This window comes from Phormidium sp. CCY1219, assembly GCF_055795085.1.
The window spans coordinates 1-218 of the sequence record NZ_JAYFEQ010000102.1; the positions used below are offsets into that span (position 1 = coordinate 1).

The 218-nt window shown below is 43.1% G+C and carries 1 protein-coding gene; it reads left to right on the top strand.

What is annotated here, in order from left to right; genetic code table 11:
* A partial coding sequence (locus tag AC0QH1_RS00590; protein ID WP_324628790.1) for a reverse transcriptase domain-containing protein occupies window positions 1-218 on the top strand: 218 nt, incomplete at both ends.

The window sequence follows — 218 nt, forward strand, 5'->3', positions numbered from 1 at the left end:
ATTAAACAATGGCTTAAAGCCGGAGTTCTGGACAATGGCGTATTTGAGGCAACAGAGTCAGGCACTCCACAGGGTGGAGTAATTAGTCCACTACTGGCAAACATTGCCTTACATGGGATGATAAATTCGGTTGTTAATGCTTTCCCCAGGACTAAGAACATTAACGGAAAACGAGACGTTAATTATCGTCCGAAAATCATCCGATATGCCGATGACTT